The organism is Cellulomonas sp. P24, from assembly GCF_024704385.1.
In the GTDB taxonomy this organism is placed as follows: Bacteria; Actinomycetota; Actinomycetes; order Actinomycetales; family Cellulomonadaceae; genus JAJDFX01.
In genome coordinates, this window is the sequence record NZ_JAJDFX010000002.1 from 3,948,938 (window position 1) to 3,962,869 (window position 13,932).

The 13,932-nt window shown below is 71.4% G+C and carries 15 protein-coding genes; 8 read left to right on the forward strand and 7 right to left on the reverse strand.

The window, feature by feature from the left end; genetic code table 11:
* Window positions 1-89: 89 nt before the first annotated feature.
* The 4 genes from LJB74_RS18390 to LJB74_RS18405 all read right to left on the reverse strand — a co-directional run bounded on the left by LJB74_RS18390 (window position 90) and on the right by LJB74_RS18405 (window position 4,228).
* The gene (locus LJB74_RS18390) at window positions 90-1,466 is read right to left on the reverse strand and encodes a ribulose-bisphosphate carboxylase (RefSeq protein WP_259309897.1); all 1,377 of its coding nucleotides are present in this window, start codon (window positions 1,464-1,466) and stop codon (window positions 90-92) included.
* A 10-nt stretch (window positions 1,467-1,476) separates the two neighbouring features.
* Window positions 1,477-2,238, reverse strand: a complete 762-nt coding sequence (locus tag LJB74_RS18395) for an HAD family hydrolase (protein WP_259309898.1) — start codon at window positions 2,236-2,238, stop codon at window positions 1,477-1,479.
* Between the two features lie 101 nt (window positions 2,239-2,339).
* Window positions 2,340-3,563 carry a GAF domain-containing sensor histidine kinase gene (locus LJB74_RS18400; RefSeq protein ID WP_259309899.1) on the reverse strand — a complete coding sequence of 408 codons (1,224 nt, stop codon included), beginning with the start codon at window positions 3,561-3,563 and terminating at the stop codon, window positions 2,340-2,342.
* Window positions 3,560-4,228, reverse strand: coding sequence for a response regulator transcription factor (locus LJB74_RS18405; protein WP_259309900.1), 669 nt, complete (start codon window positions 4,226-4,228; stop codon window positions 3,560-3,562). Before LJB74_RS18405 ends, LJB74_RS18400 begins: the two co-directional genes overlap by 4 nt.
* 176 nt (window positions 4,229-4,404) lie before the next feature.
* Between LJB74_RS18405 and rpe the strand changes: the two genes are divergently transcribed.
* The 4 genes from rpe to LJB74_RS18425 all read left to right on the forward strand — a co-directional run bounded on the left by rpe (window position 4,405) and on the right by LJB74_RS18425 (window position 7,728).
* The gene (gene rpe, locus LJB74_RS18410) at window positions 4,405-5,112 is read left to right on the forward strand and encodes a ribulose-phosphate 3-epimerase (RefSeq protein ID WP_259309901.1); all 708 of its coding nucleotides are present in this window, start codon (window positions 4,405-4,407) and stop codon (window positions 5,110-5,112) included.
* Window positions 5,112-6,185, forward strand: coding sequence for a class 1 fructose-bisphosphatase (locus LJB74_RS18415; protein WP_259309902.1), 1,074 nt, complete (start codon window positions 5,112-5,114; stop codon window positions 6,183-6,185). Before rpe ends, LJB74_RS18415 begins: the two co-directional genes overlap by 1 nt.
* Window positions 6,186-6,228: 43 nt before the next feature.
* Window positions 6,229-7,110 (forward strand): phosphoribulokinase, encoded by an 882-nt coding sequence (locus tag LJB74_RS18420; protein ID WP_259309903.1) that lies wholly within the window; start codon window positions 6,229-6,231, stop codon window positions 7,108-7,110.
* 93 nt (window positions 7,111-7,203) lie between these two features.
* The gene (locus tag LJB74_RS18425) at window positions 7,204-7,728 is read left to right on the forward strand and encodes a flavodoxin domain-containing protein (RefSeq protein ID WP_259309904.1); all 525 of its coding nucleotides are present in this window, start codon (window positions 7,204-7,206) and stop codon (window positions 7,726-7,728) included.
* A 101-nt stretch (window positions 7,729-7,829) separates the two neighbouring features.
* Here LJB74_RS18425 and LJB74_RS18430 read toward each other — a convergent pair whose 3' ends face one another.
* From LJB74_RS18430 to LJB74_RS18440, 3 genes are read right to left on the reverse strand one after another with little or no spacing between them, the layout of a single operon-like run.
* Window positions 7,830-8,603, reverse strand: coding sequence for an ABC transporter permease (locus LJB74_RS18430; protein WP_259309905.1), 774 nt, complete (start codon window positions 8,601-8,603; stop codon window positions 7,830-7,832).
* Entirely contained in the window at window positions 8,603-9,385 is a 783-nt protein-coding gene (locus tag LJB74_RS18435; RefSeq protein ID WP_259309906.1) for an ABC transporter ATP-binding protein, read from the reverse strand. The genes LJB74_RS18430 and LJB74_RS18435 overlap by 1 nt, the downstream gene beginning before the upstream one ends.
* Before the next feature lie 53 nt (window positions 9,386-9,438).
* Window positions 9,439-10,005, reverse strand: a complete 567-nt coding sequence (locus LJB74_RS18440; protein WP_259309907.1) for a TetR/AcrR family transcriptional regulator — start codon at window positions 10,003-10,005, stop codon at window positions 9,439-9,441.
* 96 nt (window positions 10,006-10,101) lie between these two features.
* Here LJB74_RS18440 and LJB74_RS18445 point away from each other — a divergent pair, with 96 nt between their 5' ends.
* The 4 genes from LJB74_RS18445 (at window position 10,102) to LJB74_RS18460 (ending at window position 13,924) form a co-directional block, all read left to right on the forward strand.
* Window positions 10,102-10,707 (forward strand): helix-turn-helix domain-containing protein, encoded by a 606-nt coding sequence (locus LJB74_RS18445; RefSeq protein ID WP_259309908.1) that lies wholly within the window; start codon window positions 10,102-10,104, stop codon window positions 10,705-10,707.
* Window positions 10,704-12,008 carry an MFS transporter gene (locus tag LJB74_RS18450; protein ID WP_259309909.1) on the forward strand — a complete coding sequence of 435 codons (1,305 nt, stop codon included), beginning with the start codon at window positions 10,704-10,706 and terminating at the stop codon, window positions 12,006-12,008. The genes LJB74_RS18445 and LJB74_RS18450 overlap by 4 nt, the downstream gene beginning before the upstream one ends.
* A 174-nt stretch (window positions 12,009-12,182) precedes the next feature.
* Entirely contained in the window at window positions 12,183-12,893 is a 711-nt protein-coding gene (locus LJB74_RS18455) for an HAD family hydrolase (RefSeq protein ID WP_259309910.1), read from the forward strand.
* Window positions 12,890-13,924, forward strand: a complete 1,035-nt coding sequence (locus LJB74_RS18460) for a phosphate/phosphite/phosphonate ABC transporter substrate-binding protein (protein ID WP_259309911.1) — start codon at window positions 12,890-12,892, stop codon at window positions 13,922-13,924. Before LJB74_RS18455 ends, LJB74_RS18460 begins: the two co-directional genes overlap by 4 nt.
* The last annotated feature ends 8 nt before the right edge of the window (window positions 13,925-13,932 follow it).

Consider the following 13,932-nt stretch of genomic DNA (forward strand, 5'->3'; position numbering starts at 1 on the left):
TGGCACTGCGCCACGCGTCGTCCCACTCTAGCGTCGCCCGGCGGCCCCGCCCGGTCGCGAGACGGACCGTCGGGGCGCGCCGGGCCTGCTCACGCCTGCGGCAGCCGCTCGCGCCACCCCGGGAAGATCGCGTCGGCGTCACCGGGGAAGGACGCGAACGCGCGGGCGAGCTCGTGGTGGGTCCTGGCCCACTCGACCGTGTCGGCGCCGGCCTTCCAGCCGTCGTAGGCCTGCCGGAGCGAGAGTGCACCGGCGGCGGGTCCGTCGAGGTGCCCGTAGGCGCCGCCGCCCGCGGTGCTGATGAGGTTGCCGTGCCCGAGGTTGGCGAAGAAACCGGGCAGGCGCAGGGCGTTCATGCCGCCCGAGATGATCGGGGTCGTGGCCTTGATGCCGTCCCACCTCTGGAGGTACACGGGACCCTGCGCCTCGTCACGTTCGATCATGTAGGCGATCGCGCGGTCGTCCGACCCGCCCTCCATCTTCCCGTAGCCCATCGTCCCGACATGGATCGCCGAGGCACCTTGCAGGCGCGCCATCTTGGCCAGCACGAAGGCCGTGTAGCCGCGCTTCGAGCTGGGGGAGGTGATCGCGCCGTGGCCGGCCCGGTGGTAGTGCAGGAACTGGTTCGGGTACTGGCGTCGCGCGGTCGTGACCATGCCGGGCCCGCCGACGTAGCCGTCGACCAGGAACGCGAGCTTGTTGGCGTCCGGTCCGAAGGTCTCGAGCGCGAAGTCGGCGCGCGCCAGCATCTCGTGATGGTCGTCCGCCGTGATGTTCATCGAGAACAGCTTCGCCTCGCCGGTCTCGTCCATCGCGCGTTTCATCGCGTCGTAGACCAGGGGGATCGTCTTCTTGATCGGCGAGAACACCTGGTTGCCCTGGGGCTCGTCGTTCTTGATGAAGTCCCCGCCCAGCCAGAACCGGTAGGCGGCCTCGGCGAAGGGCTCGGGTCGCAGCCCGAGCTTGGGCTTGATGATCGTCCCGGCGATGAACCCGCCGTCGGTGACCGGGCGTCCGAGGATGCGCCACAGGTCCTGGATGTTCATCGACGGCCCGTCGAACTGCCGGACGACCTCCGGCGGGACCCAGAAGTCGATCATCTTGGCGTGCGCGATGTCGCCCATGCCCTGGTTGTTGCCGATCGTCAGGGTGAGGAACGAGACCATCATCATCCGGCCGTCGGTGACGTTGCGGTCGAACAGGTCGAGCGGGTACGCGATCCGCAGGTCCTCGGTCGCCTCGTCGGCGTGGTAGACGAGGGCGTCGACACCCTTGGTGAAGTCATCGGTCGTGGAGACCTCGACGTTCGTGCCGGTCGAGGACTCCGCGGCGAAGTGGGCGGCGGCCTCGAGGTAGGCGACGCCTGCCTTCGGCTTCATCCGGTACGCGCACAGGATGTGCTTGCCACCGGCGATGAGCTCGGCCTCGCTCAGGCTCAGGTCCGCGTAGCGGTGTGACTGGTCCATGTGCTGCTCCTTAGTGGGGTGGTCCGGGTCGCGCGGGGGTGCCGGGGTGGTCGGTCACGGGCTGACGGGTGTCGTGGAGGGCGGTGAGGTCGGCGAGCGTCACCCCGGTGAGGTCGGGCAGGACGGCGAGCGCGCCGGTCATGTCGTCGCCCACCGTGTACGGGCTCCTGGTCACCACCGTCGGTAGGCCAGCGGTGACGGCGGCGTGCAGGCCCACCGAGGAGTCCTCGATGGCGAGGCACTCGTCGGGTCGTAGCCGGAGCCGCTCGACGACCCACAGGTAGATGTCGGGGGCGGGCTTCTTCCGCGGGACGACGTCACCTGCGCCGATGACCTCGAACCAGCCGGGCCCGTCCGGTCCGAGGCCGACCTCGAGCAGAGCGGTCACGTTCTCGGGGCTGGTCGTGGTCGCGACGGCGAGACGCATCCCGGCCTCGCGGGCCTCCGTCAGGAGCCGGGCCACGCCGGGCCGGAGTCGGACCCGGCCCGCCGACGCGAACGCGACGTAGCGCCGGGTCTTGTCGGCATGCAGTGCGGCGATGGCGTCGTCGGCATCGGGCCGGGACAGGAAGTCGCGGTCGTGCCGTTCGCAGAAGTGCCGGATGCGTTCCTTGCCGCCGGTCACGCCGAGCAGCCCGCCATAGAGGGCGACGTCCCAGTGCCAGGGCAGGCCGGCGTGGGCGAACGCCGCGTTGAAGGCAGGCCGGTGGCCGTCACGCTCGGTGTCGGCGAGCGTGCCGTCCACGTCGAAGACCAGCGCCTGGAGTGCCATGTGGGTGACGCTAGGCCGAGCCCGGGGCGGCGCACCTCACCCCCATGGGGGACGACAGGGGTGAGATCACCAGCGACCCGCACCGGCGGCCGGTGCCAGGGTCAGCCGGTCGGTTCCGGCGAGTGCACCACCGGCAGGTCGACGATCACGGTCGTGCCCCGTCCGGGCATCGAGTCGATCCGCAGCGACGCGCCGAGCAACGCGCACCGTTCGGCGATCGAGGACAGCCCGAAGTGCGCCCCCTCGGTGCCGTCGGCGCGTGCGGCGGTCCGGTCCGTCGGGGACTGGCGCACGTCGAAGCCGACCCCGTCGTCCGAGATGCCGAGGACGACGTCGTCCCCGACCCGGCGCAGGGTCACCGTGACGACGCTCGCGTGACCGTGGCGGATCGCGTTGCTCGTGGACTCCTGGGCGATCCGGAACAGCGCTGCTGCCGCATGGTCGGGGAGGTCGGCGAAGTTCTCCGCCGGTTCGCACACGGCTTCCATGACGGCGTCGGGTGCCGTCTCCGCGAGCGACTCGAGCGCGGCGACCAGGCCGAGGTCGTCGAGGACGAGGCTGTGCAGGCCGGTGATCGCCGCACGGGTCTGCGTGTACGCCCGGTCGGCCAGCGTCCGGGCGACACCGATCTGGGAACGAGCCTGGGCGAGCCGCGTTCCTTCGGGATATGGCGTCGCGCACTCCGCCTCGGCGGCCGCGAGCGACAGGTCTGCCGCGTTCAGGTGGAACGACATCGAGGCCAGCGCCGTGGTCACCCCGTCGTGCAGGTCCGACGCGATCCGCCGTCGCTCGGACTCCTGCGCGGAGATCGCCTGGGCGATGAGCCGGTCGCGGTCGTCGCGGTGCGCGTCGACGGCGTTGCGGAGGTCCATCACCTGCAGCCGCAGCCCGAGCAGGTCGGCGCACGGCTGCAGACCGGTCAGGTCCTCGTCCGTGTACGGCTCGTCGACGCTGCGGTGCACGCCGACCACTCCGAGGATCTGGCCACCGAGACCGCGGGCCGGGACGCACAGGCGTGCCACCGACCCGCCGTCGTCGAGACCGAGCAGGTGACGGTGGACCGGGTTGCGCGGTGCGTCGGACCCCAGGCGCATGCCGTGGCCGTTGCGGGCCACGAGGCCGGTGACACCTTGTCCGACGGCGACGACGAGCGCCGCCTGCGCGGCCGGATCGGGTGGGAACACCCCCCCGACGGTGAGCGTCTTCCCGTCGGAGAGCTGGATCACCGCTCCGCTCGACCGGGTCTGCTCCGCGAAGGCCTTCGCCAGGGCCCCGAGGTCGACGGCCACCGGGGACGCGAGGAGCTGCCACAGCGGAGACCTCACCGGAACAGCCCTTCTCGCAGGGCGAAGGCGATGGCCCCGCCACGGTCCTGGACGTCGAGCTTGCGGTACAGGCTCCGGATGTGGGTCTTGACGGTGTCCTCGGTGACGACGAGCGTCGCCGCGATCGCCCGGTTGGAGTGCCCGGAGACCAGGAGTGCCAGGACCTCGGACTCGCGCTGGGTCAGGCCGTGGTTGGCGCCGGGCCAGAACTCGCCGGACGAGATGCGTGCCGCGGACATGGCCACGCGGCCGGCCAACGCGGCGTCGATCGCGATCTCTCCCTCGGCGACTCGCAGGAGGTGCGCGACCAGCTCGGCGGCGTCGATCCGCTTGAGCACGTAGCCCCGGGCCCCCGCCCGGAGCGCCTGGAAGAGGTAGTGCTCGTCGTCGTACACCGTCAGCACGACCACCTTGATCGCCGGGTGCGTCTGCGCCAGCTCCCGCACCAGGTCCAGACCGCTGTCCCGGCCGATGCGTACGTCGCTGACCACGATGTCGGGGAGGGTCGCGTCGATCGCCCGACGCGCGTCGGCGAGCGTCGTCGCCGTCCCCACGATGGCCACGTCACGGTCGAAGTGGGCGAGCATCGCCGTGAGCCCGTGCAGCACCATCTCGTGGTCGTCGACGAGCACGAGCCGAAGTGCGCTACGACCGCCATCGGACACCTGCCCACCCTACGGCCGACGGTGGACCGGCGCCGGGTGCTCGTGGGGTCGATGTCGGTGCGGGACCGGACCCGCAGGCTCACCCCGCCAACCACCCCTGGGGGTGAGCCGCGCAGGACCGTGTCCGCGGTTCCCTTGCCGGGTCAGCGACGACGGCTCGCACCTGGAGGCACCACATGGCACCGCGCGTACCGCTCATCGTCCCGTCCGTCCTGCCGGCGGACGCGGCCCGGCTCGGCGCAGAGGTCGAGGACCTGTGCGCGGCCGGGGCCGACCGGATCCAGTGGGACGTCATGGACGGGGTCTTCGTCCCGAACCTCACCTTCGGCCCGGATGTCATCGCCGCCGCCCGGCGCCACAGCAGCGTCGGGTTCGAGGCACACCTCATGGTCGTGGAGCCGGACGCCCTCCTCGCCCGCTACGTCGATGCCGGGTGCGAGCTCGTGATCGTGCACGCCGAGACCGCCACCCACCTGCACCGGACCCTGCACCGCATCCGTGAGCTCGGAGCGCGCTCAGGAGTCGCGCTCAACCCGCACACGCCTGTCTCCGTGATCGAGAACGTGCTCGACGAGACCGACCTGGTGCTCGCGATGACCGTCAACCCCGGGTTCGGCGGGCAGAGCTACATCCCTGCGGTCGAGGCGAAGGTCCGACGCCTGCGGGCGATGATCGACGCGTCCGGCCTGCCGATCGAGATCGAGGTCGACGGCGGGATCACCGACGGCACGATCGCCGGCGCCGCAGCAGCGGGCGCCGACGTGTTCATCTCCGGGAGCTGGCTGTACGCGTACCCGGGAGGCAAGGCCGACGGTGTCCAGCTGCTGCGTGATCGCGCGGCGGCGGCTCTCACCCCCGTGACGGCAGACCTTGGGAGGCGATGATGCTCACCAACCGCACGACCCTCACCCAGTTCCTCATCGAGGAGCGGCGCCGGCACGCGCAGTCGCACGGCGACCTGAACGGCCTGATCCTCGACGTCGCCCTGGCCTGCAAGGCGATCTCACGGCTCGTGGCGGGCGGCGACCTCGCCGGTGTGCTGGGGGCAGCCGGCGCGACGAACGTCCAGGGCGAGCAGCAGCAGAAGCTCGACGTCCGCGCGAACGACTGCTTCCTGCGGGCCACCGAGTGGGGCGGCCATGTCGCGGGCATGGTGTCCGAGGAGATCGACGACCCCTATCTGCTGCCTGCGGTGTACCCGCGTGGCAAGTACCTGCTGGCCTTCGACCCTCTCGACGGCTCGTCGAACATCGACGTCAACCTCTCGGTGGGCAGCGTGTTCTCGATCCTCCGGGCCCCGCGTCCTGGGGCCGACGCCGTGGTCGAGGACTACCTCCAGGCCGGTCGGGAGCAGGTGGCCGCCGGGTATGCGATCTACGGTCCGTCCACGATGCTCGTGCTGTCGGTCGGCCGCGGGGTGCACGGCTTCACCCTCGACCCGTCCCTCGGCGAGTTCTTCCTTACCCACCCGGACATGCGGGTTCCGGAGACGGGGTCCGAGTTCGCGATCAACTCGTCGAACTACCGGTTCTGGGAGCCCGCCGTCCGTCGGTACGTCGACGAGTGCCTCGCCGGGAGCTCGGGGCCACGCGAACGGGACTTCAACATGCGGTGGGTCGCGTCGCTGGTGGCGGAGGCGCATCGCATCCTCAACCGCGGCGGGGTGTTCCTCTACCCGCGGGACTCCAAGAAGGCGGGCGCGGCCGGCCGGCTCCGTCTGCTGTACGAGGCCAACCCGATCGGCTTCCTGATCGAGCAGGCGGGCGGGCGGGCGAGCACCGGTCGCACACCCGTCCTCGAGGTCCAGCCCACCGAGATCCACCAGCGCGTCGGCTTCGTGTTCGGCGCCGCCGACGAGGTCGCCCGGATCGAGGCCTACCACGCCGAGCCCTCCGACGAGCCCGACCCGAGCATCCCGCTGTACGCCCACCGCGGCCTGTTCCGCAGCAGCCGCTGAACGATCCCGAGCAGCGTCACCAGCGCCATCAGAGGAGGACCCCATGTCGACGACGCACCCCGTCGTGGCCATCACCGGCTCGTCGGGAGCCGGGACCACGTCCGTCCGCCGCACCTTCGAACAGATCTTCCGGCGCGAGGGGGTGAACGCCGCCTACATCGAGGGCGACAGCTTCCACCGGTGGGATCGGCAGGAGATGAAGGCAGCCCTCGCGCACGCCCTCGAGGAGGGCGACCACACGCTCAGCCACTTCGGTCCCCAGGCGAACCTGTTCGCCGAGCTCGAGTCGCTGTTCCGGGACTACGGCGAGACGGGCAGCGGCCGGGTGCGGCACTACCTGCACGACATCGACGAGGCCGCGCCCTACCAGCAGGAGCCGGGGACCTTCACCGCCTGGGAGGATCTCCCGACGGGCACGGACCTGCTGTTCTACGAGGGGCTGCACGGAGCGGTCGTCACGGACGAGGTCGACGTCGCCCGGCACGTGGACCTCGCGATCGGTGTGGTCCCGGTGATCAACCTCGAGTGGATCCAGAAGCTCAACCGGGACCGGGTCCAGCGCGGCTACTCGACGGAGGCGGTCACCGAGACGATCCTGCGGCGGATGCCGGACTACGTGAACTACGTGACGCCGCAGTTCTCCCGCACCCACGTGAACTTCCAGCGCGTGCCGGTGGTCGACACGTCCAACCCGTTCATCGCCCGGACGATCCCGACCCTCGACGAGTCGATGCTGGTCATCCGCTTCGAGAGCCCTCGCGACATCGACTTCCCGTACCTCCTCTCGATGCTGCACGGGTCCTTCATGTCGCGACCGAACACGATCGTGTGCCCCGGCGGGAAGATGGATCTCGCGATGCAGCTCATCTTCACGCCGATGCTGTGGCGCCTCATGGATCGTCGACGGCAGGCCGGGGCCGCGTGACCCCGGGGTGCGAAGGGACTTCTGGCCCACGAGCGACGCGCAGACGAGGAGCACGATGAACGGTCAATCAGTCGCGAGCTGAAGGAGCGTGCCGTGCGGGTGCTGGTGGCAGTGGCCTCACGGCACGGTGGCACCCAGGAGATCGGCGAGGTCATTGCCGACGTGCTGAGGGGAGCCGGGCACGACGTCGACGAGGTCGAGCCTGGAGACGTTGCCCTGATCGACCCGTACGACGCGGTCGTCCTCGGCTCCGCGGTGTACAACGGGCGCTGGCTGCCCGAGGCGCGGGAGCTCGCTCAACGGGCTGCGACGCCCCTCTCCCGGCGCCCGGTCTGGTTGCTGTCCTCCGGTCTGGCTGCCACGCTGCCTGCCTCGGTTGCGAAGTCCTCGACGGAGATGCGCGACCTGGGGGAGCGCATTGCCGCCCGCGGGCACCGGAAGTTCGCGGGCCGGCTCAACCGCAGCGTGCTGTCGTTCGCCGAGCGGACGATCATCGCCGCGGCACGCGGTCGTGACGGCGACTACCGGGACCTCGACGCGGTCCGGGACTGGGCGCGCACGATCGTCGCCGAGCTCGAGGACGCCACGGCGGAGCAGCACCGCCTGCCGCTGCCGTGACCGGTGCGCCCGGTAGGTTCACGCGCGGCTGATCGCCGAGCGGAGCCGTTCCGGCGTCGGAGCCCCTGAGAGCCCATCGGGAGTCCGGCGGAACCGGCAGGTCAGACCACCTCGGCCCGGGTCCACCAGCTCGCGGTCGCCCAGAGCCCGAGCGCACCGACGAGCACGGGGAGCGTGAGCTGCACCCCGGTGACGCCCGACGCGAGCGCGGCACCGCCCATCCCGGACCACAGCCCGGGTACGGCCCACGGGAACCAGGCCCCGGCCCCGAGGACCGTCATGACCTGGGTGGCCACGACCACCCCGAGCATCGCCCCGACGGCGGGCAGGTACCCCCGGCCGACGCTCGCCACGAGTCCGAACGGCAGCGCGAGCAGCGTCGTGAGCACAGCGACGGCGACCGGCACCGCGAGCGCCCGCACGACCACCCCGACGCCGACCGGGGCGTCAAGCCCGACCATCGTGCCGAGCGGCACCGCCACGACGGCGGCCAGCAGCGAGACCGTCAGGCCCCAGCCCAGGACCACGAGTCCCTTCGCCCAGGCGAGCCGGGCCCGGCTCACGGGGAGCGCGTACAGCGATCCCACGGTGCCGTCCGAGTACTCCCGGCCGAACACCCAGGAGACCACGACGCCGACCGCGAGCAGCGCCCCGACCGACAGCAGCTGGGCCATCAGGCCGAGGTAGTCCGACCAGGACGACCCGGTGACCATCGTGCTCACCTTCGCGGTGAGCTGGCTGTCCCCGCCGAGGGTGTAAGCGGCCATGAAGCCGGCGGCCAGCGCGGGCATGAGGAGCACGAGGACGACGGTCGCAACCATGACGACGCGGGACCGACGCATCTTGAGCAGCTCGACGGCGAGAGCGGTACGCATCACCGCACTCCTTCCGGGACGTCGGGTTCGGCGGCGTAGACCATGTCGAAGAAGCGTCGCTCGACGTCGACGCCACCCGGGTCGAGCCGGCCGATGACGGTGCCGCGATGCATCACCGTGATCCGGTGGGCGACGCGCGCGACCTCATCCAGGTGGTGGCTGGAGACGAGGACGGCGGCGCCGCGCCCGGCCGCGTCGCGGAGTGCCTTCCGGACGACGAGGACCCCACGCGGGTCGAGGGCGTTCGTCGGTTCGTCGAGCACCAGCACGTCGGGCCGGTGCGCGAGGGCGCACGCGAGGCCGAGCCGCTGCCGGTTCCCGAGCGAGAGCACCCGGGCGCGACGGCCGGCCCACGGCGCGAGCGCGAGGGCGTCGACGGCCTCCGCTGCGGCTGCCTCGGCGTGATCACGGGTGAGCTGGTGGAGGCGGGCGGCGGACACGACGTTCTCGGTGACGGTCAGCTCCGGGTAGGCGAACGGCGTCTCGATGAGATGTCCGACGCGTGCCCAGTCGCCCGAGGTGCAGTCGGCCAGGTCGCGGCCGTGCACGAGGGCCGCGCCGGCGTCGGCTCGGACCATGCCGAGCAGCAGGCGCATGAGGGTCGTCTTCCCGGCACCGTTGAGTCCGACGAGCGCATGGATCTCACCGGCGGCGACCTGGAGGTCGACGCCGTCGACGGCGACGAGGTCGCCGAAGGCGCGGCGCAGGCCGCGTGCCTCGAGCGTGCCGGTGCCGGTGCGTGTGGGAGTGCGTGTGGGGGTGTGGTGGGTCGTGTCGGCCATGCTGGCTCCAGGGACGTGAGGTCGCGATGCAGGGGTGCGCGTTGCCGTTCCGGCTATGGCGAGGCGTCCGGGACGTGTGGCAGGGTCTCGAGGGCGGCGACGATGCGCGGGCCGAGCGGCCCGGCGTCGGGGTCCAGGCCCCAGTCGATGAGGGCCGCCATGATCGCCCCGAGGCAGGCCCCGGTCGCGACGACTGCCTCGAGGTGGGGCACGCCGGTGTCCTCGAGTGCGGCGGCGACGATGTCCTCGGTGGCCTTGCTGCTCTGCTGACTCGCGGCTCTCAACCCGGGGTGGCTGACGGCGAGCCGGATGCGGTCCCGCGTCTCGCCGACCGCCGGTTCGGGCATCTGACGCCAGGCGGCGAGCAGCCCTCGCCGCACCCGCTCGAAGGCGGGCAGCTCGGTCGGCTGGCACCGGACCGCCTCGGCGATCAGCGGGTCGTAGGGGTCGCCGACCACGACGGACTCCTTGGTCGGGAAGTGCCGGAAGAACGTCATGTGCGAGACGCCGGCGGCCGCGGCGATCTCGGCGACCGTCGTCTGGTCGTACCCGCGCTCGAGGAAGAGCCGCAGAGCCGTGCTCTGCAGCAGTGCCGTCGTGCGCTCGGCCCGTGTGCTCATCTCCGGAACGTTACTCAGTAACATTATGGTTGGCAAGAGAGTGATCGTTCGGCCGTGCGGGTATGTAAAGACATCTTTCTAAAGTAGTCTTGATATATGACCGATCAGAGCCCGCTGAGGTCCGTCCGGTTGACCGACCCCCGGGCGCTGCGCGCCTACGCCCACCCGACCCGGATGGCCCTCGTGGGCCTGCTGCGCCGGGACGGACCGCAGACGGCCACGCAGGCGGCCCGGGTCATCGGCGAGAGCGTCGCGAGCTGCTCCTTCCACCTCCGGCAGCTGGCGCGGTACGGCGTGGTGGAGGAGGCCGGCGGCGGCCGCGGACGCGAGAAGCCGTGGCGAGCGACCGCGATGCTCACCAGCTGGGAGGCGGTACCCGAGGACCCTGCCGCCGCCGCAGCCACCGAGGCGCTCCAGCTGGCTGTCGCCGAGCTGTACCTCGAGCAGACCGTCCGGTGGGTCCGGCGGCAGTCCCAGGAGCCGCCCGAGTGGCAGAGGGCAGCACAGTGCGGCGACAGCCTGCTCCACCTGACCGCCGCCGAGCTGCAGGAGCTGGGCGACAAGATCCAGGACCTGATGCGGCCCTACCTCGACCGCCTCGAGGACGCGGATGCGCGACCGGCAGGCTCCCGACCGGTCACCGTGCTGCACCTGGCGTTCCCGAATCGGCTCGCCGACGAACCGACGGGCTCGACCACGTGACCTCCCACGGCACGAGCGGCACCCTCGTGCTCGACCCCGGGCCACGGCGGCCCCGCTGGCTCCCGACCTTGCTGCGAGACGTGGCCTTCCGTCGCTACTGGACGGGGCAGACGGTGTCGAGTCTCGGCGACCAGGTGTCGGCCCTGGCGATCCCGCTGATCGCCGTCACCGTCGTGCATGCCGACGCCGCTCAGATGGGCTACCTCGCCGCCGCGACGTGGCTGCCGAACCTGCTCTTCGCGCTGCACGCCGGTGCGTGGGCGGACCGGCGTTCACGCCGACGTCGCGTCATGATCGCCGCGGACCTCGGCCGTGCCGCTCTCATCGCGACCGTCCCGCTCGCGTACGCCGTCGACGCCCTGTCGCTCGTCCAGCTCTACGTCGTGGCGTTCGCCGCCGGAACCCTGGCGGTTCTCTTCGACGTCTGCAACGCTCCGCTGTTCGTCGCCATGGTCCCCACCGACCGGTACGTCGAGGGCAACTCCCTGGTCAGCGGCAGCCGCGCGATGGCCCAGGTGGCAGGGCCAGGGATCGGCGGCGTCCTGGTCCAGCTGCTCACGGCCCCGTTGGCCCTGCTGGCCGACGCTCTCTCCTTCCTCGGCTCCGCCCTGTTCCTCTCGCGGATCGCGCCGGTCGAACCACCGGCCGCGGCCAAGGGCGACGGGCATCTCGCCGCCGGTCGGCGCTTCATCACCGGCTCGGCCATCATGAGGGCGGCCCTGGCAGCCACCGCCACCGTCAACCTCTTCACCTTCATGATCAGCGCCCTGTTCGTCCTGTACGCCACCGTCACCCTGCACCTCGGCCCCGGTCTGCTGGGCGGGGTGCTCGGAGCGGGGGCCGTCGGAGGGCTCCTCGGCGCGGTGCTCGCCGGACCGCTCGCCAGGCGCGTCGGCGTCGGCCGTACCTTCCTCCTCGGCTGCATCGTGTTCCCCGCCCCGATGCTGCTCATCCCGGCGGCTCACGGCCCGACACCGGTCGTCCTCGGCATGCTCGTCGCTGCCGAGTTCCTGTCCGGTGTCGGCGTGATGTGGCTGGACGTCGCCGCCGGGTCGATCTTCGCCGCCGTCGTCCCGGACGCCCTGCGTTCCCGGGTCTCGGGGGCCTACCGAACGGTCAACTTCGGGATGCGCCCGCTGGGGGCTCTCGCCGGCGGCTTCCTGGCCGGCGTCATCGGGATTCGGCCCACCCTGTGGGTGGCCGTCATCGGGGCGGTGGCGTCGTTCCTCTGGCTGCTGCCCTCACCGATCCCGGCGCTTCGCGAGCTCCCAGGCGCCGACCGGAGCGCACGGGTCGACTGACGTGCGGCGCGCCGGGACCGGTCCTGGCTCGGCGCGCGCCCACGCGCCAGCCGGTCCGCGCCCTCGCGTGATGGGTTCGTAACCAAGAGTTCACCTGGGCGTGGCCCATCCGTCCACGGAGTCCCTCTACAGTGGCCGCATCGTCCACGCGTAGAACCCCCGGAAGGCAGGCAGATGCGGCAGCCCACCGTCGTCTTCGACTTCGACGGCACGATCGCCCTCGGCCACGGACCCGTGCTCGCCTACGCACGCCACGTCGCTGCGCTTGCCGGCGACCCCGGACTGATGGAGGCGGCTCGCGTCGCTCTCGACCGCGTGGACGCCGGCGACGCGGTCTACCGCGACAGCTACGACGCGGTCCGCCAGGTGGCCCTCGAACGGGAGATCCCGGAGTCGGTGCTCGGGCCGGCCTACCTTGCCAGCCGCCACGAGCTGGGCAGCCGGACCGCACCCGTCGAGGCTCCCGTCGGCCTGGGGGAGTTCCTCGCCGGCCTGGCCCCCAGCGCACGGCTGGTCCTGGCGACCAACGCTCCGGAGATCCGCGTCGACCACGTCCTCGAGCTGCTGGGAGCCGCCGACCACCTGGTCGAGCGGCACTTCTCGATCGGCAAGCCCGCCGGGCTCGTCGCGATCGTCGCCGACCACCTGGCCGAGGGGCCGGTGCTCGCCGTCGGCGACATCTGGGCGTACGACCTCGCCCCGGCCGCCGAGCTCGGCGCTGACACGGCCCTCGTCGGGGTCACCGCACGTGGTGACGACCCGAGGCCCACGATGAGCGGAACGACCCTGGCCGACCTCTACGGCGCCATCACGAACTGGGCCGCGACCGCGGTGCCCGAACCGACGGCGCCGGACGGCGCCGGCCACCCCCAGGGAAAGGCATGACCGACATGCGCAAGACACTCATGGTGCCGGGCCTTCTGGCCGTCGCCGCACTCGCACTGGCGGGCTGCAGCACGAGTGGTGGCACGAGTGCCACCTCCTCGGGCGGGTCCTCGCCGACCGGTACCGCAGCCTGGCCCTCGTCGATCACCCTCGCGCTGATCCCCAACGAGAAGGTCACCGACCTCGTCACCTCCACGGCCCCGCTGACCGACTACCTGTCGAAGCAGCTCGGCATCACCGTCACCGGCGTGGTCACCAAGGACTACCAGGCTGCCGTCGAGGCGGTATGCGCCGGGCAGGCCCAGATCGCCATCGCCGACGCCGGCTCGCTCGCCGCAGCCCAGGACCAGTGCGGTGCCTTCCCGGTCCTCCAGGACGTGCGCTACGGCGCGTCGTCGTACGCGTCGGAGTTCTTCACCAACATCGCCCACGCCGGCAAGTACTGCACCGACACCCCTGTCGAGGCCACCTACGGCGCCAACGGGCAGAAGTACCTCTACTGCAACGGCGTCGCCAACGCCGAGGCCAACAAGGGGGTCGGGCCGATCGCCGTCGACGCCCTGAAGAAGATCACGCCCGGCACCAAGGTGGCCTTCGGCAACACGACCTCTCCGGCCGGCTACCAGCTGCCCGTGCTCGCACTGGAGAGCGAGGGCGTCAACATCGACAACCTCGACCAGGTCCCGGTGACCGGCAACGACAACCTGATCATGGCCGTCTACAACGGTGACGCCGAGGTCGGCTTCGCCTACTGGGACGCCCGCTCGGCCATCAAGTCCTCCGAGGTGAAGGACATCGGCTCGAAGGTCGTGGTCTTCGGCCTGTCCAAGATGTACCCGAACGGCGGCGTCGTGATCGGCAAGGACGTGCCCGCCGACCTCCGTGCGAAGATCACCTCCCTGATGGCAGGCTTCTCCAAGGTCGACCCGGACACGCTGAAGAACATCTTCGGCCAGACCGCGTGGGTGCCGGCGGACCCGGCGGCGATCGATGTGGCACGCCAGGTCAACGCCCGCTTCTCCGGGAAATGAGCACCCTC

Bases quoted from the DNA above. Each gene is read 5' to 3' on its own strand.
- LJB74_RS18390 (WP_259309897.1), bottom strand. From the start codon at position 1,466: ATGGACCAGTCACACCGCTACGCGGACCTGAGCCTGAGCGAGGCCGAG.
- LJB74_RS18395 (WP_259309898.1), bottom strand. From the start codon at position 2,238: ATGGCACTCCAGGCGCTGGTCTTCGACGTGGACGGCACGCTCGCCGAC.
- rpe (WP_259309901.1), top strand. From the start codon at position 4,405: ATGGCACCGCGCGTACCGCTCATCGTCCCGTCCGTCCTGCCGGCGGAC.
- LJB74_RS18415 (WP_259309902.1), top strand. From the start codon at position 5,112: ATGCTCACCAACCGCACGACCCTCACCCAGTTCCTCATCGAGGAGCGG.
- LJB74_RS18420 (WP_259309903.1), top strand. From the start codon at position 6,229: ATGTCGACGACGCACCCCGTCGTGGCCATCACCGGCTCGTCGGGAGCC.
- LJB74_RS18430 (WP_259309905.1), bottom strand. From the start codon at position 8,603: ATGCGTACCGCTCTCGCCGTCGAGCTGCTCAAGATGCGTCGGTCCCGC.
- LJB74_RS18435 (WP_259309906.1), bottom strand. From the start codon at position 9,385: ATGGCCGACACGACCCACCACACCCCCACACGCACTCCCACACGCACC.
- LJB74_RS18440 (WP_259309907.1), bottom strand. From the start codon at position 10,005: ATGAGCACACGGGCCGAGCGCACGACGGCACTGCTGCAGAGCACGGCT.
- LJB74_RS18445 (WP_259309908.1), top strand. From the start codon at position 10,102: ATGACCGATCAGAGCCCGCTGAGGTCCGTCCGGTTGACCGACCCCCGG.
- LJB74_RS18455 (WP_259309910.1), top strand. From the start codon at position 12,183: ATGCGGCAGCCCACCGTCGTCTTCGACTTCGACGGCACGATCGCCCTC.
- LJB74_RS18460 (WP_259309911.1), top strand. From the start codon at position 12,890: ATGACCGACATGCGCAAGACACTCATGGTGCCGGGCCTTCTGGCCGTC.